Annotated in this window: 32 protein-coding genes; 22 read left to right on the forward strand and 10 right to left on the reverse strand. The window is 42.2% G+C overall.

Going from position 1 to position 24836, the window contains the following annotated elements; translation table 11 throughout:
• Positions 1-610 precede the first annotated feature (610 nt).
• From KTG14_RS16565 to KTG14_RS16600, 8 genes are all read left to right on the forward strand, one after another.
• Positions 611-1975 carry a 3' terminal RNA ribose 2'-O-methyltransferase Hen1 gene (locus KTG14_RS16565; RefSeq protein ID WP_216971919.1) on the forward strand — a complete coding sequence of 455 codons (1365 nt, stop codon included), beginning with the start codon at positions 611-613 and terminating at the stop codon, positions 1973-1975.
• Positions 1975-4566, forward strand: a complete 2592-nt coding sequence (locus KTG14_RS16570) for a polynucleotide kinase-phosphatase (RefSeq protein WP_216971920.1) — start codon at positions 1975-1977, stop codon at positions 4564-4566. The genes KTG14_RS16565 and KTG14_RS16570 overlap by 1 nt, the downstream gene beginning before the upstream one ends.
• Before the next feature lie 10 nt (positions 4567-4576).
• Positions 4577-4750 (forward strand): hypothetical protein, encoded by a 174-nt coding sequence (locus tag KTG14_RS16575; RefSeq protein ID WP_216971921.1) that lies wholly within the window; start codon positions 4577-4579, stop codon positions 4748-4750.
• A 279-nt stretch (positions 4751-5029) separates the two neighbouring features.
• A complete protein-coding gene (locus KTG14_RS16580; protein ID WP_216971922.1) occupies positions 5030-5551 on the forward strand; it encodes a DUF2199 domain-containing protein in 522 nt (173 codons plus the stop codon).
• 153 nt (positions 5552-5704) lie between these two features.
• The gene (locus KTG14_RS16585; protein ID WP_216971923.1) at positions 5705-5974 is read left to right on the forward strand and encodes a hypothetical protein; all 270 of its coding nucleotides are present in this window, start codon (positions 5705-5707) and stop codon (positions 5972-5974) included.
• Positions 5975-6072: 98 nt separating this feature from the next.
• Complete coding sequence (locus KTG14_RS16590) at positions 6073-6285, forward strand: hypothetical protein (RefSeq protein ID WP_216971924.1); 213 nt, start codon at positions 6073-6075, stop codon at positions 6283-6285.
• A gap of 306 nt (positions 6286-6591) precedes the next feature.
• Positions 6592-6828 (forward strand): hypothetical protein, encoded by a 237-nt coding sequence (locus tag KTG14_RS16595; protein WP_216971925.1) that lies wholly within the window; start codon positions 6592-6594, stop codon positions 6826-6828.
• Between the two features lie 267 nt (positions 6829-7095).
• Positions 7096-7398 (forward strand): hypothetical protein, encoded by a 303-nt coding sequence (locus KTG14_RS16600; RefSeq protein ID WP_216971926.1) that lies wholly within the window; start codon positions 7096-7098, stop codon positions 7396-7398.
• A 136-nt stretch (positions 7399-7534) separates the two neighbouring features.
• Here KTG14_RS16600 and KTG14_RS16605 read toward each other — a convergent pair whose 3' ends face one another.
• From KTG14_RS16605 to KTG14_RS16615, 3 genes are all read right to left on the reverse strand, one after another.
• Entirely contained in the window at positions 7535-7717 is a 183-nt protein-coding gene (locus tag KTG14_RS16605) for a hypothetical protein (protein WP_216971927.1), read from the reverse strand.
• Between the two features lie 344 nt (positions 7718-8061).
• Complete coding sequence (locus KTG14_RS16610; protein WP_216971928.1) at positions 8062-8562, reverse strand: hypothetical protein; 501 nt, start codon at positions 8560-8562, stop codon at positions 8062-8064.
• 30 nt (positions 8563-8592) lie between these two features.
• The gene (locus KTG14_RS16615) at positions 8593-8763 is read right to left on the reverse strand and encodes a hypothetical protein (RefSeq protein ID WP_216971929.1); all 171 of its coding nucleotides are present in this window, start codon (positions 8761-8763) and stop codon (positions 8593-8595) included.
• Between the two features lie 175 nt (positions 8764-8938).
• On the opposite strand from KTG14_RS16615, the gene KTG14_RS16620 reads away from it, so the two are divergent.
• From KTG14_RS16620 to KTG14_RS16640, 5 genes are all read left to right on the forward strand, one after another.
• On the forward strand, positions 8939-9970 hold the full coding sequence (locus tag KTG14_RS16620) for a DUF2268 domain-containing putative Zn-dependent protease (protein WP_216971930.1): 1032 nt from the start codon (positions 8939-8941) through the stop codon (positions 9968-9970).
• Between the two features lie 93 nt (positions 9971-10063).
• On the forward strand, positions 10064-10531 hold the full coding sequence (locus tag KTG14_RS16625) for a DUF4279 domain-containing protein (RefSeq protein WP_216971931.1): 468 nt from the start codon (positions 10064-10066) through the stop codon (positions 10529-10531).
• A gap of 300 nt (positions 10532-10831) precedes the next feature.
• Positions 10832-12472: a thiamine pyrophosphate-binding protein gene (locus KTG14_RS16630; protein ID WP_216971932.1), complete on the forward strand. Its 1641-nt coding sequence runs from the start codon at positions 10832-10834 to the stop codon at positions 12470-12472.
• 125 nt (positions 12473-12597) lie between these two features.
• Positions 12598-12759: a hypothetical protein gene (locus KTG14_RS16635; RefSeq protein ID WP_211653483.1), complete on the forward strand. Its 162-nt coding sequence runs from the start codon at positions 12598-12600 to the stop codon at positions 12757-12759.
• A gap of 103 nt (positions 12760-12862) precedes the next feature.
• Positions 12863-13111, forward strand: coding sequence for a hypothetical protein (locus tag KTG14_RS16640; protein ID WP_216971933.1), 249 nt, complete (start codon positions 12863-12865; stop codon positions 13109-13111).
• Between the two features lie 82 nt (positions 13112-13193).
• Here the strand turns inward: KTG14_RS16640 and KTG14_RS16645 are convergent, their stop codons facing one another.
• Positions 13194-13913: a cytochrome c biogenesis CcdA family protein gene (locus tag KTG14_RS16645; protein ID WP_216971934.1), complete on the reverse strand. Its 720-nt coding sequence runs from the start codon at positions 13911-13913 to the stop codon at positions 13194-13196.
• A gap of 98 nt (positions 13914-14011) precedes the next feature.
• Between KTG14_RS16645 and KTG14_RS16650 the strand changes: the two genes are divergently transcribed.
• The 6 genes from KTG14_RS16650 (at position 14012) to KTG14_RS16675 (ending at position 18607) form a co-directional block, all read left to right on the forward strand.
• Complete coding sequence (locus tag KTG14_RS16650) at positions 14012-14533, forward strand: redoxin domain-containing protein (protein WP_216971935.1); 522 nt, start codon at positions 14012-14014, stop codon at positions 14531-14533.
• Between the two features lie 33 nt (positions 14534-14566).
• A complete protein-coding gene (locus KTG14_RS16655) occupies positions 14567-14734 on the forward strand; it encodes a hypothetical protein (RefSeq protein ID WP_216971936.1) in 168 nt (55 codons plus the stop codon).
• Between the two features lie 66 nt (positions 14735-14800).
• On the forward strand, positions 14801-15262 hold the full coding sequence (locus tag KTG14_RS16660; RefSeq protein ID WP_216971937.1) for a hypothetical protein: 462 nt from the start codon (positions 14801-14803) through the stop codon (positions 15260-15262).
• A gap of 507 nt (positions 15263-15769) precedes the next feature.
• On the forward strand, positions 15770-17068 hold the full coding sequence (locus tag KTG14_RS16665) for an endonuclease (protein WP_216971938.1): 1299 nt from the start codon (positions 15770-15772) through the stop codon (positions 17066-17068).
• Between the two features lie 213 nt (positions 17069-17281).
• Positions 17282-18034 (forward strand): GNAT family N-acetyltransferase, encoded by a 753-nt coding sequence (locus KTG14_RS16670; protein WP_216971939.1) that lies wholly within the window; start codon positions 17282-17284, stop codon positions 18032-18034.
• Positions 18035-18076: 42 nt separating this feature from the next.
• On the forward strand, positions 18077-18607 hold the full coding sequence (locus tag KTG14_RS16675) for a GNAT family N-acetyltransferase (RefSeq protein ID WP_216971940.1): 531 nt from the start codon (positions 18077-18079) through the stop codon (positions 18605-18607).
• Positions 18608-18705: 98 nt separating this feature from the next.
• On the opposite strand, the gene KTG14_RS16680 is transcribed toward KTG14_RS16675, so the two are convergent.
• Positions 18706-18993: a hypothetical protein gene (locus KTG14_RS16680; protein ID WP_216971941.1), complete on the reverse strand. Its 288-nt coding sequence runs from the start codon at positions 18991-18993 to the stop codon at positions 18706-18708.
• Positions 18994-19211: 218 nt separating this feature from the next.
• Between KTG14_RS16680 and KTG14_RS16685 the strand changes: the two genes are divergently transcribed.
• Together KTG14_RS16685 and KTG14_RS16690 are read left to right on the forward strand one after the other, a co-directional pair.
• The gene (locus KTG14_RS16685) at positions 19212-19400 is read left to right on the forward strand and encodes a hypothetical protein (RefSeq protein WP_101189775.1); all 189 of its coding nucleotides are present in this window, start codon (positions 19212-19214) and stop codon (positions 19398-19400) included.
• 94 nt (positions 19401-19494) lie between these two features.
• Positions 19495-19722 (forward strand): hypothetical protein, encoded by a 228-nt coding sequence (locus KTG14_RS16690; RefSeq protein ID WP_216971942.1) that lies wholly within the window; start codon positions 19495-19497, stop codon positions 19720-19722.
• Between the two features lie 40 nt (positions 19723-19762).
• Here KTG14_RS16690 and KTG14_RS16695 read toward each other — a convergent pair whose 3' ends face one another.
• Together KTG14_RS16695 and KTG14_RS16700 are read right to left on the reverse strand one after the other, a co-directional pair.
• Positions 19763-20482: a 3-ketoacyl-ACP reductase gene (locus KTG14_RS16695; protein ID WP_216971943.1), complete on the reverse strand. Its 720-nt coding sequence runs from the start codon at positions 20480-20482 to the stop codon at positions 19763-19765.
• Between the two features lie 145 nt (positions 20483-20627).
• Positions 20628-21410 carry an SDR family oxidoreductase gene (locus tag KTG14_RS16700; RefSeq protein ID WP_216971944.1) on the reverse strand — a complete coding sequence of 261 codons (783 nt, stop codon included), beginning with the start codon at positions 21408-21410 and terminating at the stop codon, positions 20628-20630.
• A gap of 156 nt (positions 21411-21566) precedes the next feature.
• Here KTG14_RS16700 and KTG14_RS16705 point away from each other — a divergent pair, with 156 nt between their 5' ends.
• Entirely contained in the window at positions 21567-22163 is a 597-nt protein-coding gene (locus KTG14_RS16705) for a TetR/AcrR family transcriptional regulator (RefSeq protein WP_216971945.1), read from the forward strand.
• A 55-nt stretch (positions 22164-22218) separates the two neighbouring features.
• On the opposite strand, the gene KTG14_RS16710 is transcribed toward KTG14_RS16705, so the two are convergent.
• The 3 genes from KTG14_RS16710 to KTG14_RS16720 all read right to left on the reverse strand — a co-directional run bounded on the left by KTG14_RS16710 (position 22219) and on the right by KTG14_RS16720 (position 24753).
• The gene (locus KTG14_RS16710) at positions 22219-23034 is read right to left on the reverse strand and encodes an alpha/beta fold hydrolase (protein WP_216971946.1); all 816 of its coding nucleotides are present in this window, start codon (positions 23032-23034) and stop codon (positions 22219-22221) included.
• 325 nt (positions 23035-23359) lie between these two features.
• The gene (locus tag KTG14_RS16715; RefSeq protein ID WP_216971947.1) at positions 23360-24109 is read right to left on the reverse strand and encodes an SDR family NAD(P)-dependent oxidoreductase; all 750 of its coding nucleotides are present in this window, start codon (positions 24107-24109) and stop codon (positions 23360-23362) included.
• 98 nt (positions 24110-24207) lie between these two features.
• Positions 24208-24753, reverse strand: a complete 546-nt coding sequence (locus KTG14_RS16720; RefSeq protein ID WP_216971948.1) for a mismatch-specific DNA-glycosylase — start codon at positions 24751-24753, stop codon at positions 24208-24210.
• Positions 24754-24836: the final 83 nt, after the last annotated feature.

A 24836-nucleotide genomic window follows, 5' to 3' on the forward strand; every position in this document is an offset into this window, starting at 1 on the left:
CTTTGTCGACAAAAGGATTGGTTTTTAGATGTGAATATAAGGATATAAGAAATTGAATAGTAAAAATGAATCCACTGGTGCAGAATCGGTTTGTTTAAACTAACATGCCAGTAAATATTACATCAGAACACCGTTTACCGCTTTATTTAATTTTTCAATAAGGGGATTAAATCCTTATGAATCAATTAGTTATTGGGATTTTATCTTTATTAAGTGGAACATACGATTGCTAGCGATGTCTATACAAGAATATTATTCGGTTGTAAAAATAGAGATCGGAGTCAACCAATGAAAATTAGAAATAGTGTAAGGCGCGCTGCAGAAAATAAAATATAGTTAATATTAAGTTATAGAGTAAGAAGAAGTAGTAAACATCCTATTAGAAACGATGGTTTATAAGAGCGGGAGAAGAAGATTTCAATTTTCTTCTCCCGCTCTTTTTACATGTCTCATAATTCTTTTCAAAATCAATTTGTCATTAGAGTTGGCTAATAATGATTTTAAAAAGAATCGGATAAATTTTTAATCTGAATACATGAAAAATATTCCATTTTATATGATATATTTATGGTGTTATTCAGCATTTAAAGTAGGCAAAGGGGCGTTTATATTGCAATTAACTATTCGCACGACAGGAGACAATGTCAAAGCGGTCTCATACTTACTAGCAAAAAATCCAAATAATTTATACGAAAGAAATCAAAAAGGACATATGGTGCGCATGTTTTATAGCAAGTTTACCGATAAAGAGCTCGAGATGACCATTTTTGTTACGCCAGATCCGATTGAAATGAGCCAGAATGGATCGAATTCCTACGACATTACCCATTATATTAACGATCGAGAATTTGCCGTCAGCAGTATTTTTCTATCAATGATTCGTTCAGCTCTCGGAACAGCGTTGAACGGCCAGCCAAAAGAAGAGTATACGGAATGGGTCACCTATTCATTTCCGTTCACTTTTGAACTTGGACCGGTCAATTCATCTTTGTCAGACCAGCAATTGATAGCTTTGTTTGAACCGATGGACTATCAAGTGCAGATAACCCGGCCCGAGATTCAATATTCTTTTCAATTAAAAGAAAAAAGTACAGTGCGGATGATCTCGTTAACTGGGGAGCAAACATTACAGAATGCACTGCGTCACCTATTTGTGTTGATTCCAGTGATTGACGACTACAAGCATTATTACATTGATGAAAAAGAGATTGAGAAAATCAGCAGATACGGAGAAGGATGGCTCGAGAGCCATACGATGCGGGAAACTATCTACCGGCGTGCACTTCGTTTTAAGGAAGTCTATAGCTTGGTTGAAAATGGAAACGGAGGAGCAGGAGCAGAAAAAACAGAAGTAACTGCCCGTGTGAAAGGAATTTCTTTGAATGAATTGCGTTATACAAAAATCTCTGAAACAGCGGCAGCATTGAAACCGAAAAGCATCGTCGATTTTGGCTCGGGAGAAGGAAAGCTGGCTGTAAAACTAGGCTTCATTGACGGAGTAGAAGAGATTTTGGCTGTGGAGCCATCTCAAGTGGAGACGATGAAGGCGGTGCGGCGCTTTGACAAAGTGGAAGATAAAGAGAATTTCGTGGAACCGGAAACCTTATGGGGGTCGCTGTATTATTTTGATGAGCGCTTGAAAGAGAAAGATCTGATGATTTTGTGTGAGGTCATTGAGCATATCGACGAGCCACGGTTGCCTAAAGCGTTCGATTTAATCTTGCATCACTATGCGCCGAAATCACTCATCGTAACGACTCCAAACCGCGAGTACAATGAAGTTTACGATATGGACGATCATTTTCGCCATGCCGACCACCGATTCGAATGGACACGGCAGGAATTCCGGAATTGGTGCAAGAAAATCAACTACGCGGGATTGTATGAAATCGAATTTGCGGGAATTGGAGAAGAGCATCCAGAACAGGGATGTCCAACGCAAATGTGTGTGTTCAAAAGGAAGGTGGCTATTTGATGAGAATTGGCTTGCCGTACGGAGGAATCGTTTTACTAATAGGACCGTCCAATAGCGGGAAATCCACTTTACTGAAAAGGCTTGTGGAAGAAGAGAAGATTTTACCATCGGAAGTCGTAAGTTCCGATGAATTCAGGATTTTGGTGAGTGACAAGGAATTTATCGATTGGCGCAACCGTCCGCAAGATGAAGCTGCCGGGCTATTGGATGAATACCAGGAGATTTCAGCAGAAGCTTTTGCCATTATGGACACGGTCATTGAAGCCAGATGCCGGTTGAACAAATTGGTGCTGGTTGATGCCACACATCTCCGTTCAGAAGACCGTAAAAGATACATAGCGCTTGCTAAAAAGAACCATGTGGCGATTCAGGCGATTGTTTTTGATGTGCCAGAGCGGATTTTGACTGACAGGGATGAAGACCGCGACAATCCGAGGGGAAAACGCCGCATCAAGCAACAATATCAGATTTTCCGCAATGAAAAACGCTTTATTAAAAAAGAGGGCTTTGCTTCTGTTTATACAATAAAAGATATATTGGATGTGGAAGTATTCAGGCATCCCAATCCAGTTGAAGTAGAGATAGAAAATGGCATCGACATTATCGGCGATGTCCATGGATGCCACGATGAGCTGATTGAACTGCTGGAAAAAATCGGTTATGCGGAAAACGAAGAAGGCTTCTATGAGCATCCGGAAGGTCGCAAATTCGTTTCGATCGGTGACGTCATGAGCAGAGGACCGGCTTCGCTTGAGACGATGCGCTTCTTCCTCGAGCATGTCAAGAGCGGCCGGGCACTGATGGTCGACAGCAACCACGGCTGGAAAATCGCCAGGTGGCTGGACGGGCGGCAAGTGGTCTTGAGCCATGGGGATGAACGAGTGGAAGAAGAGTTGTCGGTTTATGAAGAACGCGAAGGAATAGAAACGGCTCAAAAGCTGAAGCTGCAATTAAAAGAGTTTCTGCTAGAGGCGCCTTCTCATTATGTGTTCACGAAAAATGGCGTCCGGACACTGGTCTGTGCGCATGCAGGAATCAAGGATTCGTTTATCGGCAAGCAATCCGAGGCCATCAGTGATTTTTGCCGATACGGGGATACGGGCGGGTTTGACGACAACGGCAAACCCCTCCGGAAAGACTGGACGGTGGGGCACGAAAATCGTTTGTTAATCGTATGGGGCCATGACCCGAAACCGAAGCCCTTATTGATCAACAATACGATCAATATTGATCAAGGAGTTGTTTTCGGCGGCGAATTGACAGCTTACCGCTATCCGGAAAGGACTTTTGTGTCTGTTAAGGCAAAGAAAGATTATTCCGGAGCCATTGATAATCCACTAGCTGAGTGGGAAAAAAACCGGTTAAATGCACCGAATATCGCGAAGTTTATAAACGGTTATTCTGTATTGACTGAGCAGTTGAGTGAAGTGAAGATACCACAGGAATTGGTGAAATCGGCAATCGATGCGGTGTCGCATTACACAGTTCCCATCGAGCAATTGGTATATATTCCGCCGACAATGAGCCCAACACCGAAACCATCCGCTTTGCCGCAATATTTGGAGCATCCGAAAGAAGCAATAGAGTATTTCAGAAGTAACGGAATTCACACAATGATTGCGGAGAAAAAGCATATGGGCAGCAGAGGGATCTTGTTTTTATTTAAAGACAAAGAGACTTCATCAAAACATACTGGCATCGAATCGCTTGGCTGTATTTATACCCGGACCGGAAAACGCTTTTTTGACTACGAAACAGAAGCACAATTGCTTCTACAGTTGAATGAAGAACTAAATAGAATAAATTATTTTGGGGAGCACGATACGGATTGTGTGTTGTTAGATGCGGAGATCATGCCGTGGAACTTAAAAGCCAAAGAATTAATCAGCAGCCAATATGCACATGTGGCGGAAAATGCCGTACTTGACCGGTCGCTGCTGAAAGAAAAATTGTCGGCTGCACTTCCGGCGAACAGCGAGTTGCAGAGGTGGCTAGATGAATACGAAGAAAAGCTTGGAAATGCGCTAGACTTTCAAAAAGTCTTTCAGCAATACTGTTGGGACATCGATTCAAGCAAGTCTATCCAGATTGCACCTTTCCATGTATTGGCCCACAGCAACGGAACCTTTTTCGACAAACCGCATACATGGCACATGGAAATGAACCGGCAACTTGCCAGCCAATCCGAACTGTTTGTGGAAACGGAATTTAAAGTCATCACTGACCAAGCCAGTGAGGATGAAGTGATTCGTTGGTGGCAGGAGATAACGGAAGACGGGCATGAAGGTATTGTAATCAAACCTGAATTTTATATTGCCCGAAGCAAAGGCAAGTTGTTGCAGCCGGCCATTAAGGTAAGGGGCCGGAAATACTTGCGTATCATTTACGGCATGGACTATTTGGAGCAGAAAAACCTGGAAAGATTAAAAAATAGGAATACTGGTAAAAAGCAAAAGATGGCCTTGAAAGAATTCGCACTTGGACTCGAGGGCCTTACGCGATATGTAAATGGAGAAACGATTGAGCGGGTTCACGAATGTACTTTAGCCGCATTGGCCATGGAGTCTGACCCGGTCGACCCACGATTATAAACAGTAGAGTATGAACCGAAAGGCGCTTCTTGCCTTTCGGTTTTTTGGATATAGAAAAGCAATAGGTAGAAAGGGATTTGAATGTGATAAAGAAGAAATTTTTAAGTTAGTAGAAGTTACAAAACCATCTCGAGAACTTTTATTAAAAAGCTATGGCATTGCTGGTATAAAAAAAGTTGCTTAAAAAGAAGCATCGGAAGGTATGCAGACAATATCGTTATATTCGGGTTGAATTTCTGCTGTTTTATATCTGAAAATCGTTCGTAAAGTTGTATGTAAATTTGCAAACCTTCGTAAAGTATTTTGATGTATTTACGAATGCTAGTTCGTAATTGTGCTGTTACAAGGGTTTTATTTCCAAAATTAACTAGCTATCTCTAGACCGGCTTAGTATATTTGAAATAAAGAAAAAATCTAGCCAATTGAATTTGTGTAAAAGAACCAGTTAAAAGGAGCAGTAACGATGAGCGAAAGTGAACAAGGTTATTTCTGTAAGACTTGTGGAGAACACCATAAGGAGCTTCCGATGAGTTATGGCAGCCCTGTGCCCGATTACTGCGAGGACATTCCAGAAGAGGAATGGGAAGGCCGAATTGAGATGAATGAAGATTTGTGCATTGTAGATGATGAACATTTCTTCATACGCGGAGCGATTGAAATTCCCGTAACTGATGGCGAAGGGCCTTTTATCTGGAATATCTGGGTTTCCTTGAGTGAATCCAATTTTGATTTGACTACGGAATACTGGGAAACGGAAGGACGAGAGCGAAAATTGAATCCTATGTTCGGCTGGTTATCAACGTCCATTCCGTGTTATCCCGAAACGCTGGAATTGAAAACGATGGTCCATATACGTTCGGTCGGAATGCGTCCCTTCATTGAATTGGAACCGACGGGCCATCCAATGGCTATTGAGCAAAGAAACGGCATCACCATAAATCGGATCAAGAAGATTGCAGAAGAATTATGCCACCGCGATGAGTAATTCATAGATTCAGTATGGAAGGAAAAGGTTTTAGAAAATTGAACGGAAATGCGAAAGTTAGAATGTGATTGCTTCTTGAAGATGTAAGGTTTTGAAAGTAACGTATGTGTAGTTAAGCTACATTCAAACTACTAAAAAATAAGGAGGAAGAAAATGAAAAACAGTTCGTCATTAATTATTGGCCTTGCGATTATAATAGGGTTTGCAATTTTAGGGTTTTCTTTAGTAACGGCATTAGGACAAAAAGATTCCGAGGTAGCTAGTACAAACAATGAACATCGGTATGAATTAGTCCCTGCAAATGAAAATAACCTTATCATTTTTGATAAAGAATCAGGTCAATATTGGAATAAGTTCATACAAGATGATGAAGGACCAGCAACTTGGGAAAAAGGTGATTCTCCAATAAAAAACAAAGAGTAGTTAACGATGATAGTAAGATAAAAAAACTCTGAATGTAACTTAATGTGAATTAAGTTACATTCAGTAGCGTTGAAAGTATAAAAAGAGGTGAAATTGAGATGAAATATATCTTAAACGGCTTAATTACTGTTTTATTATCTATTATCGGATTTTATGCGATTTTGGCTCTTTTAATTTTCACGGTGGGCGATAGTGATGAAGTCGTGCTCTATGCATTTGCAATTGTAATCGGGGTTTTACTTATCGTTATTATCAATCAATTAGCTAGATTGAATGACAAATTGGGAAAAAGAAAGCTTGAACTTATTTAATACCGAATGTAATTTACTAGCAATTAAGTTACATTGGCTTTAAAATCGTATTTTTGAGTGGACAAGAGTTTACATATCTCAGCTTATCGGAAAAGAAGAAGCTCAAATACGAGTTTCTTCTTTTTGTTTAGAAGAATAATTTTTTCGAACGGTTTCAAAATTATATATTTTCTTCGCATGCATATTCAATACATTCTAATGGTAAAATAATTACAATATTTAATGAAAAAGACAAAAATTATGCAGGGGTGTAATTCGCCTGAAGTCACAACTGAAAAAATATATACCTACAAAGGAGCAAATTAATTGAACAGTGATTTCATCCCCTCTACTCTGATTACCATTTTCGGTGTTTTTTCTTTAGCTTGTGGATTCAAACTTTTTACGAAAAAGAGATTTATGGAGCACGAAAACTGGGATGCATTCCGAGAATCTACGCCACTGCCAGCAATTGCTAACTATTGGCTAATTAAAGCCTTTGTTATTTTCTCTTCAACTATAGTTATATACCTAGGTGGATATGGGATGGGGATCTTTCCTTAATTAATAAAAGATTTTCAGCTAAGTCATAGTGAAAAGATTTAATAGCCGATATAGAAAGAAATAGAAAACACATTTGACAGGTAAGTAATAAAAAAAGTGAATATTTCCTTGAACCTACATTCCATTATTGTCTATGTGTTTGAGGGGGCGCTAACTGCAGGGTGAGGGGTATGTCTTGAAAGTTTTTTATTGGTTTTTAAGTGTCTTATTTTTGGTATCTTCGTCCTCCTAGGACCCCTTGTTTACGATCAGATCGGATGGTGGGGAGTGGTCGTTATAATTCTCTTAATGCTATGGGGAGAAAGTTATTTAAACAATAAACTAAGGGTATTAAAGCAGCATAAGATTAATGAGAGATTTCCGGTTTTAAAAGAGTTGGAAAGTGGAGACCGAGTAACGCTTACATTAAAGAACGGGAAAGTACACTCGGATTTCGTTTATTCTTTTTTTACTGAATACGATATTATCATTTCAAGAAAAACCATAATAGAACAACTACAGGAAGACAAAGATGATTCGAAGTGGGTTAATGTCAATAAAATTAATGCTATAGAAAAGTCGCCTGATTAATTGTAATGATGAGACTTGAATACTTACATATTGCGAGATGATCAGAAGAAGCTTAAACTTCTTCTTTTTTTTGTGGAAATCGTATTTTTACAAACCTACTTAGTTATGTAAATTGGAAGCCTAGAGTTTCTATTAGCTAGGTATCCTCTTTCGTTAGCTTACCTACAATGTAAACTATTCCAAAACATGTGATGGCAGTACCAACTAAAAGTGTAGCAATAGAAAATATTTCAGTTAAAAACGGAGTGAACATAACGCATAATATTAATAGAATAAAACCAGCTATCTGTTGATTTCTTACTTTCTTTCTAGTTTTCATGAACTCATCTCCCTTTACACTCTCACCGGCTTATATTTTCTTCTGAACGCACTCGTTTACTGGGATTTTTTATTCTCCACAGGAAAAACGCAGTCAGGAATATATAAAATACTGTAGCGAAAATAATGAAGGTTCTGTCTTGGGGGTAAGTAAAGGTATCATTCATAAATACGAGAAGGTAAACGATCCAGATACCAATAATTTTGAGAATTTGGTTCGTTCGATTGGATTTAAACATATCATCATCCTTTCGGTTAGAGGCATTTAACTATTTTAATTGCTAATACAAAGCGAAGTTCTCACCCGTTTCAACTTTTGGGATATTATATTTACTTATTAAAAAGTCAGTTTTCCAAAGTGAAAATAGTATAGATACTTCCCAGTAACTTCTCATTGCCTTCGCTGTACCATTCGGCTCCGATTACATATGTTTTCGGCATATCTCCAACGACTTCAATTACACCTTCTTCAATGTTTTGAGTTGATATACTTGTACTGCCAGATTCTCCATCACGTTCATATGTAATATAAGAAAAACGCGTAGGGTCGATTTCAGTCCCTAGCTCGACAGTTAGATTTTGCTGGTCATCCACTTGAAAAATGGGAGCTTCTTTTGCAAGATTGTCCAGATCACTGAGCTGATCGTTAACGCGTGCTTCGCTATTTTCACATTCTTCCCAACAAAGTGTTCGGGTGGATGTATCTAATTGGTCAGCTGTGCTTACGGAAAATTGAGGACGCTCGCTTGGAAGAGCCGCTTGTTCCGTCACAGGGGCCTCGACAGGTTGGCAAGCCACTAAGAAAAGGCTAGTGAACATTGTTAAAGAGAGGGCTAAAGATTTCATTCAACTGAGTTCCTTTCTTTTGTTAAATAACTAATCATGATTTTTATCAAAATACTTCACTGAAATAAAATGCAAAACAAAAGCAGAGGCTGAGGCAATCATTATGAAAGGGGTATAAGGGGTGGAATCTTCAATAAAAAATAAAACATATAATAAAAACACTAAAATGCCAGTAGCTATAATTCTGACGATGGTTTCCATAAAAGACCTCCTTGTCTAAGATTAGAGTGAATCAATAAAATACGTTTCCAAATATTGTACATATACCCTACAATAGGAATGTGTAGCCAGTAAAGAAAAAACTGCAAATACTTATTGAAAACTTTCAATGCGTTTAGATAATGGAAAACAAATGTCTTAGAAGAGGTGGAATCTATTGAAGAAAAGTCTAGCCCTCATTGTGGTGTGTTCAGCGTTATTTTCCTCAGCGTGTTCAGTGGAGCTCGTGGAAACCGATGATTTAACCGATACAGCAGTAAAAAGTAAAGCGGTACAAGAAGTAGAGAACGAACAAATACCTTCGATTGAACCGGCCGTAGTGGAGGTAGGGAACCAAAAGTTTGACTTGTTTTCGTATTATCCATCATTTGACCATTACATAAAATTAGCCAAGAAAAATCCGGATTCACTTGAGGAGTCTTATGCTCAAACCGTTACAGAGCCGTTCCAAATGAACGCTTTTGGGGAAGTGAAGGGCAAAAAGTATGCAGATTACTGGTTTATTACGCCACCTAAAGACATCATCCCGTTGCAGAGCGAACTTCAGGCCTTATCGGATCGGGAAGAGCCTCTAAATACAGCAATCGAGGAGGCCTTAAAGAAATCGGCGGAAATGTTGCCCGGCAGTGACAAGACTGTACATATTTTTCCGGCTAATCCGGCATATACACATGGGAAGACCCAAGAACTAAATCCTCCAGGAGTCGCATTGGAGCAGGACGTCATTGCTCTATTTGTCACTTCAATTATTCTTGAAGAAGACTTACAACACACCATCGCCCATGAATACTTTCACATGATCGATATGGAAAGAGGAACAGCGAAGAATTCAATCTCCTCAACCTTGCTGGAGGTTGTAGTGATGGAAGGAAAAGCTGAAGCGTTTGCGAAAATAATCTACCCTGAATCCAAATTGGAGTGGATGGCCAATGCAGATGAAAAAATTACAGAACAAACTAAAGTGCTGTTCTTAAAAGAAAAAGATTCTGCTGAAATCGAAGTTTGGAATGATTTTTATTACGGAAATGCCATTACCGAAGTGCCGCCTTTTTCTACTCATCTCATTGGGTATGACATTATGCAGAAATTTTTAAAGCAGCACCCTGATATGCCGGTTGAGGAGTGGCTTGAATTGACTGCTGAGGAGATTCTAGCAGGGAGTAGGTATGCAACACCAGCATCAAACTAACTTAATGCTAATTGATTCTTTTACATTTGATTCTGTCTTGTTCTTCTTTAGGTACATAAGATTGCATTAGTTAAGAAAAATAAGGGGTGTCCAATGGAAAAAACGAGCAGTTACACTTATTTTGGTATCCAAAGTAACGGGAAGATCGACAAAGGTTTAGTTGCAAATGAAAAAGGAATTTTTAATCCGGAGGAAATTACGCGCATTCTGGACATTCAAGCTTTCAGCAGTTGGGCTTATGGTGATAGAAGAGTAGATGGCTCCAAGTATCTTTTCTCTGCATGGAGTGCCGAAAAATCTAAGATTGGAAGATTGGATGTAGAAGCCCAGTGCCGAGACACCATCAAAAATCTCAAAAATAAAGTCCCGCAACTAAAACAAATTAAGCAGCAATACGACGTGAGTTTTTTTCTAATGATTGTTCCGAGTATTTATCAAGAAGAACAGCCTTGGATTTCATTTAACGAAGAGGTCATCGAGTTTTGCTATTTAACAGGAACTACCATTGAAGTGGACATGTATATTCATCAGCTAGGGGATGAACATGAAAACTTCCTGTAATAGAAAGAGAGTGGACACAAAAATTTCAAATCACCAACAGATTAGCCAATTGGATATCCATATACATTGGCCGGATTATCGTAAGAGAAGAAGCTCAATTAAGAGCTTCTTCTTTTTATTGAAATTTTCTTTTAACTATTGTGCATTTTGAGATGAAAGCTATGGTAAAATTTGAATAAAAAGTTTTTTGAAATATATAACAATTTTACAGGAGTGAGTCCAAGAAGTTGTGCAAGGAATTTTTGATTTAAGAACGACGTGAAGCTTCGGCTATTACTATCTGGGGAGAGTGGGTTTGATATGAAAGCAGTTCGTGGTGTGTTGGAGTTTTTAGAGGGAAATGGCGTTAAGTATGTGTTTGGTATACCAGCAGGTTCAGTCAATGCGTTTTATGATCAATTATTGGATTTTCCTGGAATGACCCCGATTGTCACCAAACATGAAGGGGCTGCTTCATATATGGCTGCTTCCTACGCAAAATATTCAAAGCAGTTAAGTGTATGCATCGGCAGCAGCGGCCCTGGAGGCACAAATCTATTGACCGGAGCCGCCAATGCAATGCGTGAGCACTTGCCGATCCTGTTTCTGACAGGAGCTGTACCCGTCAGTACAATGGGGCTGAATGCTTCTCAAGAACTCGACGCTCAAGCGCTCTTTCAACCTATAACCAAGTATAGCGTGACGGTTTTGAATCCAGCCGATTTATTGAGCGAGGTTGCAAAAGCGGCACAAATTGCGCTGTCAGGTGTACCTGGCCCGGTCCATGTGGCGATGCCGATTGATGTGCAAATGGGGAATGTGGAACAGTTGCCTATCCCTGAGTTGGAAATCGAGCGTCATGCCCCGGTAGATGCTGAGCTAGTGAAGCAAGTAGCCGATCAATTGATGCAGAAGAAAACAGGGTTCATCTTCGCGGGACAAGGCGTGCGCAATTCGGTGGCCCAAGTAATCGAACTAGCTGAATTGCTCGATTGGCCAATCGTTGCGACACCTGTAGCGAAGGGGCTGTTCCGGGAAGACCATCCACTTTTCTCAGGCGTTTTCGGCTTTGCCGGGAATGAACCTACGTCTTTGCTGGTGAACGAAGGCGATGCAGAGACCTTGCTGGTACTCGGATCTAGCTTAGGGGAGACGGCGACCAGCAATTACAACGCTCATCTTGCGAAAGACCGCTTTGTGATTCAGGTGGATTTTGATGCTACCGTCTTTAATCGGAAATACCCTGTAGATATTCCCGTACATGGGGATATGTCTGACAGTTTATCTCAATTAATTGAGGAACTTAAAGACAGAGGGCTGACAGGATCTGAGACCGTGAAGCTGGTGGAGCGCGATCCGGAAACTGGACGGGAAGAGGAATACAATACAAAAAATGTCTTGTTGAAGTTGCAAGAATTATTGCCGCCTTCCACACGCTATACGATTGATATCGGTGAATTCATGGCCTATGTAATTCACCACATGGAAGTGTTGGAGGAAGATACATTTGACATCAACGTCCATTTCGGAGCGATGGGAAGCGGGTTAAGCGCGGCGATTGGCTCGAAACTGGCTGAACCTGATCGGCCGGTCGTAGCACTGACGGGAGATGGGTGTTTCTTTATGCATGGCATGGAAATCCTCACCGCCAAAGAATACAATCTGCCGGTTTTGTTTGTGGTTATGAATAATGCGCGCTTAGGCATGGTCTACCAAGGGCATACCTTGCAATACAAGCGCTCGCATCCTTCTTTCGAACAAGAGCCGGTCAATATTGCGGCGATGGCTGAAGCATTGAATATCCCGAATTTCCACGTAGATGCTTTAGAAGACCTGTCTCAAAATGTAATGAATGCATTAACAGGCTTGAACGGCCCTGCCATTCTAGAGGTGGCGTTAGTCGATAACAACATTCCGCCGATGGGGGACAGAGTGAAGTTTCTTTCGTCCTTTGGAAAATAGAAAAACTGGTTCCTCTGATGGAAAGCAGTTTGCAAATAACAATATATAGTGCAATTTTATTTCTTAAGGGCATTTCGTAAAGTTATATGAAATTGGCGACTTGCATGGAAGGGGAAATAAAAGTTATGACAAAAATTGTGAGCAAGGATAATCAAGAAAATGTCTATTTATTTATCTTGCTTTTTGTTCTATCAGTTATTACGCTTCGAAAAATCAAAACAATCGAGCACAAAAGAAAAGAAGTGACATCAGCTTTGATGGAGCCTTATGATCCCAATATTTTATGAAAATGAAAATCTTTGGCGTTGAATAATCTGTCTAGGGGAATCACACCGGATTAAAAATTACCCGTACGAGAACTTGAATATTAGTGCTGAGGGTGAAGATATAATGAATAGGTGGAAAGCGGAAGAAGTGGTTTTTGAGACGATGCATGAAGCGGATGTATGGGCTGATTCCATAGCTAATGAAATGTACGGTAGACTTTATGACGGCTACAGTACTCCCGACTATAAAATAGCTTGTGCGTTGGCTTTTAGGTTAGCGGCTATTGAGAACTGCAGAATTTATACCGAGGACGAAGGAGATAGCTATAAAGTATATGCGAGGTTTGATGCGCCAGCTCCCTACATTTCTTAAGACAGTTAATGTCTGGAATCATTCGAAAATAGTCAAAGGAACCGTACAGGAAGAGGAGAAACCCTTTCTGTACGGTTCCTTTTTAAGTGAGCCAAGATTCAATGAAATACTGTAGATCGGCTGTCCAGATGTTTAAATAATACATCTTATCGAAATAAATCATAACTCCCAGCAGAACAATGATAATTCCTCCGACTTTCATTAACCCAGCGGAATATTTCAAAATGAATTTTGTCTTTCCAATAAAGAACGCCATGATGATAAAAGGAATGCAAAAACCAAGGGAATAAGCAGTCACCACGGCAATGGTTTGAGCGGGATTAACAAGGCTTCCGTAAGTAATAATAGCGCCAAAAATAGGGCCGATACAAGGAGTCCATCCTGCTGAAAAAACAAAACCGACGACAAACGAGTTAAGGTAAGTTGCGGATTTCTTTTTGTAACTCAATCGTTTTTCTTTGAACATGAATTCAGGTTTGATGATTCCTATTAGAAATAACCCCATAAACACAAGGAAGATACCACCGAGCATCTGGATGAGCTTTTGATTGGTTGTAAATAATCCGCCTATTGTACTTAGGGAGAACCCTAGAATGTAGTAGATAACGGAAAATCCGAGAGAAAAGAAGACCGAATGCATTAATACTTTTTTCTTGAATGACACATCTTTGTTTTCCTTTAATTCACTGACCGAAACGCCCGTTATGTACGAAATAAAGGAAGGGTATAAAGGTAAGCAGCAAGGAGAAATGAAGGCTAGAAAACCTCCCGCTAATGCGATAAGAATGGTTACATTTTCCATAGTTTACACCTCTATGATATTCTAACATAGAGAAATAACGGATATTTCCATCAATTCCAATTAATATTACAAAATTATGGACAAGGTCGTGAATTAACATGGATAAAAAGAAGAAGCGATTAATTTATCGTACGTCTATTTTAGGAGCTTTAGTAATAATGATCATTTTTGCAATTTATCAAGGAATGATTGATGAACCCGAAACTGCCATGTCTACAATAAAAGAAAAGGCACCTAATTTCTCGGGTGAAACTTTAGTGGGAGAGTCGCTTACATTAGAAGACGACATGCAAGAAAAAACCTTGATTAATTTTTGGGGGTCTTGGTGCGAACCGTGTAAGCGAGAAATGCCCACTTTAGAAACTGCCTACGCGAGTAAGAAAGCGAATGGATTTAACGTCATTTCCATCAACTTAGGGCAATCTGATTTCGTTACGCAAAAATTTGTGGATCAATTTGACCTTTCATTCCCAGTCCTCATCGACCAAGATGGAGCCATTAAAGAAGCTTATCACGTGGGGAAATTACCGGCCTCTTTTCTGGTAAATCAAGACGGGATAATCGAACGGGTTCATGAAGGTGAGCTTTCGGAAGAAATGCTCAATGAATGGATCAATTGAAGTAACAATTAAAAAAGTCTAGGAGGAAATCCAATGACCGAGTTCTTATCAGCTCTACTTTTCACTTTTCTTATTTTATTTGTGATTTTTTCTGTGGTGTATAAGCTACTGCTTCCAGAGAAAAAAATAATGAATACAAAGAACTTATCGATTATCCTGGGACAGGCACTTGTCATCACGTTCGTGTTGACGATGATTTGACCTATATTCATTGCATTAGGTAATCGTATTACGATGAAAAACTAGTGATGATGAGGGAGGAATTCTTTGAAAAGCTTCAAAACGATAATTCTTGGCATATGTATCGTGTTCACCTTGGCTGCTTGCGATCAGGCCGTTTGGTACGATACGCGGGAAGAGGCAATTAAAAAGGGTCTGCAAGGGGAAGGCATCAGTGCATCGTCCCCTATGTCCGTTGAAGAATACGATGACGAAACAATCGTGTCGTATGCACAGGACAATTCTCTAGGTGTAGCAAGTATCACAGAAAGTGAAAAGGGTTATAGCTGGTACCGAAGCGCTCCCTACCACGGATTTGAAGTCACGGGCGACTTGCCATATACGACAGGGAGTTTCACGTTTGAAACAGAAGCTGGAGTAGAAGTTACTGTGCTATACGGAGAAATTTTTGATCCCACAATGCAAGTTAATGAGGTAGCAAGCCGTGAAGGATTGAATGAAGTGACACTGCTTGGTGAGTCCAATCTCTTTTACACTTTTCTCGAATAAGCTGGGCAGACAAATATTTTAGGGGGATGTTGATGATACCTGTTTTGAAAGTAGTAAGTATTATTCTCTTGTTTTCACCCGCCGTTTTGATCTACACAGAAACGACGAGTATACTAGTTGCCGTAATTCCATTCGTTATAGGCGCCTTGCTTTACACGTATGTTCAAAGTAAAAAACGTACTCAGCATCATCCAAGTTAACTAAGCATAAATCATTAAACCAGCTTATCTTAAGTTGGTTTTTTATTTTCGAATGCAATTCATTAAGTAAGCTAGCAAGATTTAGAGCGATGATGTGCCAAGGAAACAATCGCTGCCGAGATTCTATGTTTTATTAAGTTTACGTAATTTTTGCTAAATAATGTTGACGCTTTAGAATGCGTTCTGTAAGGTTGGATAAGAAAGAAGAAAAAACTGTAAATTAGAATAATTAAATTCCAATAATTTGCAGAACAAAACCAGCAATACATAATAAAGGGCTTTTACTACAAAGGAGGACGACAGTAAGATGAATAACAGCTTCTGGAACAAATCAGCAAAGGCGCTATTATCAGTGGGGTTAGTCGCAAGCTTTGGGGTGCCGGCTACGCAATCGGCGGTGCAGGCAGCTGCGCCGGCAAATGACTTGTTTATTTCTGAATACATTGAAGGCAGCAGCTTCAATAAAGCAATCGAAATTTACAACGGGACAGGTGCTTCTGTTGAATTGAGCCCTTATACACTGTCGCTGTATACCAATGGCAGCACGTCTTCCCAAAGCGAAATGGCACTTTCCGGAACTGTCGCGAGCGGTGATACGGTCGTCGTTTACCATAGCGGCGCAAGTTCGGCGATTCAAGGGAAGGGCGATCTGCAAAATAACAGTGTCGTGAATTTTAATGGCGACGACGCATTGGTATTGGAAAAATCAGGCGCCCCGATCGATTCGGTTGGCCAAGTAGGATCGCGCATTGAAAACATGAAAGACGTCACACTGGTCCGCAATCCGGATATCCAGTCAGGCGACAGCGTAGTGAACGATGCATTCGACCCTTCGTCTGAGTGGACTGTGTATCCCTCAGATACCTTCGAGTTTTTAGGAAGCCACACGATAGACGGATCTAGTGAAACACCAGTTCCTACACCAACGCTTGATGGTTATTATGAGACTACGAATGGTTTGCAAGGCGATTCATTGAAAGCGGAACTCCACGAAATCATTGATGGCCATACTGAACTGAGTTATTCACAAGTGTGGGACGCATTGAAAGTAACAGATGAAGACCCGAATAATCCGAATAACGTGCTGTTATTGTATACAGGCGAGTCGCGTTCGAAATCTTTGAACGGCGGCAACGTCGGCGATTGGAACCGCGAGCACACATGGGCGAAGTCTCACGGCAGTTTTGGGACTGCAATGGGAGCGGGGACGGATATCCACCATTTGCGCCCAACTGATGTTCAAGTGAACGGGCTGCGCGGCAATTTGGACTTTAACTATGGCGGCAGTGCCGTAAATGGCTGTGATGGTTGCTTACGCACATCCACTTCCTGGGAGCCGCCGAATGATGTGAAAGGCGACGTCGCTCGTATGCTATTTTATATGGCGGTCCGTTATGAATCAGGTGACGGCGTGGATTTGGAACTGAATGACCTGGTGAATAATGGTTCGATGCCTTACCACGGCAAGATTTCCGTGTTGCTCGAATGGCATGAGCAAGATCCTGTCAGCGCTTGGGAACAGCAGCGCAATGAGAAAATTGAAGATATACAAGGCAACCGCAACCCGTTTGTCGACCATCCGGAATGGGCGGAATCGATCTGGTAGGTAGTTGTTGACTGGGTATTTGATAAGCAAAACGTGAAAATGGCGTATGGATATGACTAACTATGCTAGCCAGGATATTTGTAGATAGTTCAATATTTACTTCCAAAGGGGAAAAGCGGTGCTAAGCCACGCTTTTCTCCTTTTGCCTGTCTACGTATCCAATAGATGGAATCATTTTAGTTATACTAAGTTGAGGGAGAAGGGGTGGTGGATATGTTTACTACACGGGGAGCTAAAATTTTAGATGGGACCCCCAATTACTTGGTGATGGAAGAGATAGGGGAAATCGAGTCTGCAAAACACTTTGAAGAAATGTTAAGTGAAATGAAGAAACACGTTGTAGAAAAGGATATTCAATCAGTTTCGATCATACTTAACGAACAGCAAGCTGAATATATACCGTATAGAGAGTTGCTTGAAAAATTCAGTTTTCAAATACAAGATACTCAATTTTTCTATAGGCGACAACTGTCTGCTTTAGAAGATATGGAGATAAAAGCGCCGCTTTCGGTTAAATCATTGGAAGAAATCACGGATGCTGTATTCTTGAAAACATGGATGGACGCCAGCGCTGGTTCGCTCAATGCTTCCGCTCCTTTCACCTCGCTGTCTGCGCAAAAAGAGTTTGAAGGGATGCAATCGGAACTTGGCGCGGGTTATCAAAAAAGCTGCCTCGTCATTTTTTATGGAGACCAAGCGATAGGCGTGACTATGCCCCAAATCGAACAGGGAACTGTCGGTGAAGGGAGATTGTTTTATTACGGGCTCATACCTGCTTTTCGAGGCATGGGATGGGGCGCATACCTTCATAAGTTATCCCTGCAGCTCCTTAAACAAATGGGTGCCGCGTATTACATTGGCGCAACCGGCCAACACAATATCCCGATGCAGCGAATATTTGAAGCGAATGCTTGTGAGCTGATTGAGAAAAAGTTTATTTATCGATTGAAGGATGGCGTTAAGTGAATAAGCTCATCGGTCATGAGCCTGAAGTGATGGGAGGTAAATATGCTAGTGAATACGGAACGATTAGTCATTAGGCCATTTCAAGCAGAGGACATACAGGACGTTTTTGCAATTTACAGTGACAAAGAGGTTTGTCAGTATTTATTGCATGAGGAATGGCATGTCGGGAATATGGAAGGAAAATTTAATAAAAAGCTAGTAAACCGTTCACTTACACCAAACACCATGATCAGTTTAGCGGTTGTTCTGGATGAACAGGTCATTGGCGATCTGTCGGCTTGGTATACGGATATGAAAGACACTGTAGAAATTGGATATAGTTTTTCTTCTGCGTCTGGCGGAAAGGGCTATGCGACAGAAGCGGTGGAAAGCTTGATGGCCCACTTATTTAATGACTATCATGTGCACCGGATCCAAGCGACGCTTGATGCCAGAAATACCGCTTCCCAAAAGTTATGCGAACGCATAGGGATGAGAAAAGAAGCGTATTTTATACAAGATTATTGGAATAAAAATGAATGGACGGACAGCGTTGTTTACGGAATGTTGGATCACGAATTGAACAAAATATAAGGCTGGCCATATGAAAGACTATCGAAAAGATTTACACAAAAATCCTCGCAATTCCTTTTACAAGGATGCGGGGGTTTTTGATCATTGAAGAAAACCAATTATTCTTTCGCGCTTTTAAATTCGAGAAGCACGGGGATAATGTTCAATAAAATCGAGATGACCGTCAATATCCACAGCGCAGATGACATGATCGGAATGACATCTGATAATGCAGACCAATCTTCTGCACGGACCCAATCGGCGACCAGGCTGTAATGTGCCACAAGGGTCAAAGCGGTAAATGATAACCCCGTTGCCATCGCTAATTTATAGTCTTTACCAGTTGCGTACAAATAAAGATTTACACCAGTCGCAACGATTGCGATCAATCCGAATAGGAACCACATAGTTTTGCCTCCAATTATATAGGGAATTAATGTTAATAAAGACAGGATAAGATGATAATTAGTTTCATAGCATCTCTTGAATATTTACAAGGAGAGTTAAGATGTTAGTTTATTAAAAAATTACTGAAAATACCGATTTTTGACACTTTATGCAAATGGAAACGTATTATAAAACAACAGGAAAGTGAAGAACAATCGAAATGGAAGGGGAGGATTTTATGCATTGGATGATGTGGATTTTCTGGGGATTCTTTGGGGCTTTGTTTATCGGCAGTTATGTGGTGGATAAATTGACCAAAAAGAAATACAGTTTAGATAAAAAAGCGAATACTGCAAACCAGGATTCTGCTGCAGCGGATGCGAGCCGGCAAGCAGGGCGCAATAACCACGAAAGCGGGATGTTCTAGCAAAGTGACAGACTAGGGTTCTGTGTTCAAGTAGGTGTAATTTCCGAGTGAGCGGGTACAGTATACAAAATGCTTGATAAGGAGGAATTGCTGTATGGCTAGAAAGGGAACGGCAGGACGCACACCGGAAAAGCAACTCGGGGCGCGCGAGTCTGCAATTGATAAAGCAATCAATAAGACAAAAGAAGCTTTGGACGGAGATAATGAAGCGACGGATTACGGTGAAGAAAAAGGCAGAGACCAGCAGGAAGACGCGAAAGAGTATTCGAAGCATGTATCAAATGATGACGAACGAGATGTGCCGGATAACGAACACAAATAAAAAACGGGGCTTGAGGAAATTTCCTCAAACCCCGTTTTTTTTAGGACGGGTTGGTCGACCACAATCCAGCGCTTTTGACGAAGACGCGCGGATGTAGTTTCAAGCTGGCGACGATCAAGTCGGCCAGGTCTTCCGGATGCATGACTTTTTCAGCATCACCGGTGATCAGATTTGATTCGTGGGCAAGGTCTGTGACAACTGTGCTAGGCGTCATTGCCGTGACACGGATGTTGTGTTTACGTACTTCAAGCGCGAGCGATTCGGTCAAGCCCATGACAGCGAATTTGGAAGAGCTGTAAGCGCTTGTGACCGGTGCGCCTTTTTGTCCGGCAGTGGACGAGATGTTGATAATATCCCCTGAACTCTGCTCGATCATGCCTGGAAGTACGGCACGTGTTGCGTTATAGACGCCCATCAAATTGACATCGACGATATTTTTCCATTCTTCCGGTGACAATTCCAAAAAGCCGCCGAATTTCCCGGTGCCTGCGTTATTGATCAGGATATCGATATCGCCAAGTTCGTTTTTGAGTTTCTCGGTCGCTTGTTCAATCGCAGCGAGATCCGTCACGTCGGCAGAAGCAGTTGCCACTTTGACATTCGCATCTTGCAGTTCGACAGATACTTTGTCGAGGTTTTCCTGCTTCAAGCCGATCAAGCCGATATGGACGCCTTCATTGGCAAGGGCGATGGCTGTCGCACGGCCGATTCCGCGCCCTCCGCCTGTGATGATCGCTGTTTTTCCTTTAATTGATTGCATCATAACACTCCTTAAATTCGGGTACGCCAAAGCCGTCCCGTAACTAAATACTTTCCTATTATCTGTGATTTAGGAGGGAAATGCATGTGAGGCGTCTTGAGTAGAAATGAAAAATAACCCGGGGAATCCCGGGTTGTTCGTGTGGTCAGTATTTATAGGATTGGCCGCCGTCGATCGGGATGACGGACGCGTTGATGAATTTCGCTGCATCGGATAATAAGAAAGCGACGAGATTGCCGACTTCTTCCGGTTTGCCGAAACGCTTCATCGGGTTGACGCTGACGAATTCCTTGCCGGCAGCTTCCCAGTTATCACCAGCCATTTGCTTCAGGGAGCCTTCAACCATTGGGGTCATGATGGCGCCGGGTGCGATGGCGTTGATGCTGATGCCATATTCTCCGTATTCGATGCCGGAGTTGCGCGTCAAGCCGACAACGCCGTGCTTGCTTGCCGCATAGCCGGACTGGTTGCCAACGCCGCGGATGCCGCCGACTGATGCGGTGTTGACGATTGAGCCGTAGCCTTGTTCTTTCATCACTTTCAAGACATGTTTCATGCCGTAGAATACGCCATTTAGATTGACGCTGACAACTTTCTCGAACTCATCTGAGCCGTAGTCTTCCGTCAAATTCTGTTTGCCTTCGATGCCGGCGTTATTAAAGAAGCCATCGATTTTGCCGAACGTATCGAGCGTGAATTGGACGTAATTTTTCACTTGTTCTTCATCGGTGACGTTGGCTATGAAGGTTTCGATGGAAGCGCCTTGGAAATCTGCCAGAATTTCATTTTTGCTCGCTTCTAGGGATTCCTTGTTCATATCGACAAGGACGAGCTTGCCGCCTTGAGATGCGATCGAATTTGCAGCGGCGCGGCCAAGGCCAGATCCACCGCCAGTAATGATAACGACTTTGTTTTGATAATTAATCATGGAAATATCGCTCCTTTTCATGGGTATGCTAAACTGAAAATACACTACTCTTTTACTGTAAGCCTTTGCAAAATAGCTCTCAATCAATAAAATTTTCAGATATGTCGAGTAATTCGACACATCCTTAATAAATGTCGAGTTTAAGGGGGATAGGCGATGAAAACCAAGAAAGAGAAATTATCTCCGCAAGCAGAACGGACCAAACATTACTTGAAAGAAGCGTATATCGAATTAATTAATGAAAAAGGATACAGCCATGTCTCGGTAACGGATATTGTCCAAAAGGCGCAGTATAACCGGGCGACTTTCTATTTATATTATCTAGACAAACCCGATCTCACCGAAGAATTGCTCGAAGAAATGTTCTGGCAGATCAAACGGACCAGTACGGAACGTTATGCGAAAGGGGCGGATATTCTTACTTCGGCCATGAATGCGGATTCTTTCGAACTGATTAGTTTTGTGTACGACAATCGCTCATTTTTCAATTTGTATTTAGTGGGAGATACCATTCCCGGGCTTCACGGGCAATTGCCGCAAGCGATTTTTGAGATGCTCGACCAAGGTTTTACATTCAAAGGAATCGGAAGCGGTGATATTAACTCCAAGCAATTCAAACTGTATATGGCACACGGCACTGCAGGCCTGATTTTGGAATGGGCCAAAACGGGTTATGAGAAATCTCCGAAAGAAATGACCGGCACTTTGATCAGCATCGTGCGCTCATTTGCAGCAACATTCCGCGTCAATTAAACACTCCAGCCTTTCCGAATAAGGAAGGCTGGAGTTTGCTTTAGCGTGATGTGGCTCAGACGCCTGAACTTTTCAGGAAGCTTAACAGTTCTTCATTGAAACGCTCCGGCTCATCGGCATTGATGCCGTGTCCGCTGTCTTTGAACGGTACCAGTACCGAATTCGGGATTTCCTTGTCCAGAAGTTCACCAAGTTCATAAGGACAGATCTGGTCTTTTTTGCCGTGGAAGATGGCTGTCGGAACCGTAATGGATGACAGCTCGCCGCGCAAGTCTTCGTCGCGCAGGGCAGCGGCAGAGTTCAGTGTGGAATGCGCTCCGGCTTCAAGCGCTAGCGACTGGAACCAATCCAGGAATTGCGGTGAATGTTTCTGTTCGAAAAATAGGTCCGCAAATTCTGCAAGAAACGCGGGACGGTCTTTTTCGATTTGTGCGATGATGTCGTCCACTTCTTCAGGCTTCATGCCGATATTGAAATCGTCACGCTGCGTGAAGATCGGTGCTGCAGCACCCATCAATAGAAGTTTAGCTACTTTGTCCTGGCCGAATTTTGTTAAATAACGGATTGCGATTGGGCCGCCCATCGAAAAGCCGCCGAGCACGAATTGATCAAGGCGAAGCTCATTGACTACTGCCTCGAGGTCTTTTGCCATTGTGTCGTAATCGTATCCTGACCACGGCTTATCGGATTTTCCATAGCCGCGCATATCGACGCCGATATAACGGAAGCCGTTTTTCGCAAGCAAGCTCGTCTGGTATTCAAACGCTTTGTTGTTCAACGGCCAGCCGTGAAGAAATACCACCGGCTGTCCTGAACCGATATCTTCTACATGAATTTTCACGTTTTCTTCAACTTGAATATAATGTCCCACTAAAGTTCCTCCTACAATTTCGATTTCAATACTCCCTTCTATTTCCTTTTTCAAAGTTTCTGTAAACTTAAAAACGAAAATAATCTCGAATTAAAATATCTTTAGTTCACAAGAGGTGTGGTTTTAACTATCTATCCGGGCCTGGTTCATCAGGGAAGTGGGCGAGTTCGGCATTGCGGTCAAGAGCGTAGCACCAGGACCGGTGGAGACTGCCATCACGAAAGGCGTCAATTATCTGCTCGAGCTGCAAGCGGTCGAACGCCCAAGACAGGAATCGGCGCATAAGAAAAAGGTTCCGGGGGAGTTCTCCCCTGGAACCTTTTTCTTATTTCGTGCTGGTGAACCCGCCGTCGATGCGGATGACATCTCCGTTGATGTACTGTGCTTTTGAAGTAAGTAGAAAGGCCACGAGTTCCGCGACTTCGTCTGCAGTGCCAAGCCGTTTTTGCGGAATGCCTTCTTCTGCGCTTTTTTTCATTTTCGGATTGGCGTCGAAATACGCTTTGACCATCGGGGTTTCGGTCGGGCCTGGCGCAACTGCATTAACGCGCAAGCCGTCTTTGGCGTATTCGGCGACCAGTGATTTGGTCATGCCGACGATGCCGTGTTTCGTCGCTGAGTACGTCACGACTGTATCCTGGCCGATGACGCCGGCGCTCGATGCGGTATTAACGATCGACCCACCGCCGTTTTTGACCATCACTTCCGCTACGTAGCGCAGGCCATAGAGCGCGCCCAGCATATTGATGCCGACGATCTGCTCGATTTCTTCTATATCCGTTTCAAGGAATTGTTTGCCGCTTCCGGAAATTCCGGCATTATTGAAAAAATAATCAATCGAGCCGAAATGCTCGACTGTTTTGTCGACATAGTTTTTCACTTCCTGTGCTTTTGATACATCTGCTTTGATGAAAAGAGCATCGGGACCAAGTTCTTTCACTTTTTCGACGGTATCGTTTCCGCCTTTTTCGCTAATGTCGACGACAGCGATGTTAATACCTTCTTGTGCCAAACGCAGTGCCGCGGATTGTCCGAGCCCGCTGCCGCCACCTGTGATGATTGCTGTTTTTGCCATGTAGAATCTCCTCCTTATGCTAATCGCTTCCTTCCTTGTTTACCCGCATCGAGAGTTGGATAATCAATGCGGAAAGTGTAATGGATTAACATGAAGATTTAATGGCTTTCATAGAGTAAATGGTGTAAACCCTCATAAATTTCCACAATTTCAGCTTGCTTCATGCGCACTAAGCCGCTGGAGGAAGGGGCAACGTATTCGATGACTCCCGGAACAACCGAATCAGGCTGTTTGCCCCAGTGGGTCGATTTTTTGCCGCTGAACTGGAGGTAGACGCCTTTACCCACAAAACAGACAGCTTTTGGCCGGTAGCGTTCAATTTTGCGCTTTAGTTGTTCGGCACCTTCTTTGTATTCTTCTTTTGTGATGTCTGCTGCTGCTTTCGTCGGGCGGGGGACGATATTGGTCAAGCCATAGCCGAGTTCGAGCAAAGCATGGTTTTCCTCCGGTGCGTATTTTCTTGGCGTCAATTCGGATTCAACAAGGATTTTCCAGAAGCGGTTGTTTGGGTTTGCGTAATGATAGCCGGTTTCACTTGAGCGGATGCTTGGGTTGAATCCGACGAACAGGATGTCGAGATGATCCTTCAGGTGATCAGGAATGGGTGTAAGTTCCAACAGAAAGCTCCTTTCACATAAATGCATTTGCAGAGTATTAGCGTATCAAAAAAATATAATATATTCTGCACTGAACCATCGTATAATAGAAGAAAATGGCAATGGTTAAT

Origin of the sequence: Planococcus sp. CP5-4_YE (genome assembly GCF_019042655.1) — a bacterium.
Classification (GTDB): domain Bacteria; phylum Bacillota; class Bacilli; order Bacillales_A; family Planococcaceae; genus Planococcus.

Coding starts and splice junctions, on each gene's coding strand:
- KTG14_RS16585 (WP_216971923.1), top strand. CDS start 5,705: ATGAAAAACAGTTCGTCATTAATTATTGGCCTTGCGATTATAATAGGG.
- KTG14_RS16605 (WP_216971927.1), bottom strand. CDS start 7,717: ATGAAAACTAGAAAGAAAGTAAGAAATCAACAGATAGCTGGTTTTATT.
- KTG14_RS16575 (WP_216971921.1), top strand. CDS start 4,577: ATGAACCGAAAGGCGCTTCTTGCCTTTCGGTTTTTTGGATATAGAAAA.
- KTG14_RS16580 (WP_216971922.1), top strand. CDS start 5,030: ATGAGCGAAAGTGAACAAGGTTATTTCTGTAAGACTTGTGGAGAACAC.
- KTG14_RS16655 (WP_216971936.1), top strand. CDS start 14,567: ATGACCGAGTTCTTATCAGCTCTACTTTTCACTTTTCTTATTTTATTT.
- KTG14_RS16570 (WP_216971920.1), top strand. CDS start 1,975: ATGAGAATTGGCTTGCCGTACGGAGGAATCGTTTTACTAATAGGACCG.
- KTG14_RS16635 (WP_211653483.1), top strand. CDS start 12,598: ATGACAAAAATTGTGAGCAAGGATAATCAAGAAAATGTCTATTTATTT.
- KTG14_RS16610 (WP_216971928.1), bottom strand. CDS start 8,562: ATGAAATCTTTAGCCCTCTCTTTAACAATGTTCACTAGCCTTTTCTTA.
- KTG14_RS16680 (WP_216971941.1), bottom strand. CDS start 18,993: ATGTGGTTCCTATTCGGATTGATCGCAATCGTTGCGACTGGTGTAAAT.
- KTG14_RS16720 (WP_216971948.1), bottom strand. CDS start 24,753: ATGCATTTATGTGAAAGGAGCTTTCTGTTGGAACTTACACCCATTCCT.
- KTG14_RS16715 (WP_216971947.1), bottom strand. CDS start 24,109: ATGGCAAAAACAGCAATCATCACAGGTGGCGGCAGCGGGCTCGGACAA.
- KTG14_RS16690 (WP_216971942.1), top strand. CDS start 19,495: ATGGCTAGAAAGGGAACGGCAGGACGCACACCGGAAAAGCAACTCGGG.
- KTG14_RS16700 (WP_216971944.1), bottom strand. CDS start 21,410: ATGATTAATTATCAAAACAAAGTCGTTATCATTACTGGCGGTGGATCT.
- KTG14_RS16590 (WP_216971924.1), top strand. CDS start 6,073: ATGAAATATATCTTAAACGGCTTAATTACTGTTTTATTATCTATTATC.
- KTG14_RS16650 (WP_216971935.1), top strand. CDS start 14,012: ATGGATAAAAAGAAGAAGCGATTAATTTATCGTACGTCTATTTTAGGA.
- KTG14_RS16630 (WP_216971932.1), top strand. CDS start 10,832: ATGAAAGCAGTTCGTGGTGTGTTGGAGTTTTTAGAGGGAAATGGCGTT.
- KTG14_RS16615 (WP_216971929.1), bottom strand. CDS start 8,763: ATGGAAACCATCGTCAGAATTATAGCTACTGGCATTTTAGTGTTTTTA.
- KTG14_RS16685 (WP_101189775.1), top strand. CDS start 19,212: ATGCATTGGATGATGTGGATTTTCTGGGGATTCTTTGGGGCTTTGTTT.
- KTG14_RS16705 (WP_216971945.1), top strand. CDS start 21,567: ATGAAAACCAAGAAAGAGAAATTATCTCCGCAAGCAGAACGGACCAAA.
- KTG14_RS16640 (WP_216971933.1), top strand. CDS start 12,863: ATGAATAGGTGGAAAGCGGAAGAAGTGGTTTTTGAGACGATGCATGAA.
- KTG14_RS16695 (WP_216971943.1), bottom strand. CDS start 20,482: ATGCAATCAATTAAAGGAAAAACAGCGATCATCACAGGCGGAGGGCGC.
- KTG14_RS16670 (WP_216971939.1), top strand. CDS start 17,282: ATGTTTACTACACGGGGAGCTAAAATTTTAGATGGGACCCCCAATTAC.
- KTG14_RS16675 (WP_216971940.1), top strand. CDS start 18,077: ATGCTAGTGAATACGGAACGATTAGTCATTAGGCCATTTCAAGCAGAG.
- KTG14_RS16645 (WP_216971934.1), bottom strand. CDS start 13,913: ATGGAAAATGTAACCATTCTTATCGCATTAGCGGGAGGTTTTCTAGCC.
- KTG14_RS16625 (WP_216971931.1), top strand. CDS start 10,064: ATGGAAAAAACGAGCAGTTACACTTATTTTGGTATCCAAAGTAACGGG.
- KTG14_RS16665 (WP_216971938.1), top strand. CDS start 15,770: ATGAATAACAGCTTCTGGAACAAATCAGCAAAGGCGCTATTATCAGTG.